The organism is Mesorhizobium sp. M8A.F.Ca.ET.208.01.1.1, assembly GCF_004791315.1.
Lineage (GTDB): Bacteria > Pseudomonadota > Alphaproteobacteria > Rhizobiales > Rhizobiaceae > Mesorhizobium.
Map to the genome: position 1 here is coordinate 1 of NZ_SRUT01000136.1, position 358 is coordinate 358.

The following is a 358-nucleotide window of genomic DNA, read 5'->3' on the forward strand; positions in this document are numbered from 1 at the left end:
ATTCGCTTGCCGACGTGGCGCCGCTCATTCTTCCCACCGAGGCGATCGGCGATCTCGGTCTGGAAATCGCCCCGCATGCCCGCGTGAGGCCGACACGCTTCGAGTTCTGGGGCGCGGAGCCCGCACTGAAAAAGCTGTGCGCCGAGCTCGAAAAGCGCGGCTATCGCTTCCTCAGCTTCGAGGCGTTCTCCCGTGAACTGCGGATGGCAAAGAACGTGCCGATCGACGGAGAAGGGTTTGGGGCGGTGTTGAAGGAAATAGTCCCTTTGGCCCGTTCGCTGCAATGCAGCTATTGCGGCACCGAGACCGTCGAAGGGCGCGGTCAGTTCCTTCTCACCCGCCCATTGCCCGATCGCTA

Annotated in this window: 1 protein-coding gene; it reads left to right on the forward strand. The window is 62.6% G+C overall.

The window, feature by feature from the left end:
* Positions 1–14 precede the first annotated feature (14 nt).
* Positions 15–358 (forward strand): hypothetical protein (locus EN851_RS34620; RefSeq protein ID WP_135931073.1); only part of this gene is annotated, 344 nt, incomplete at its 3' end.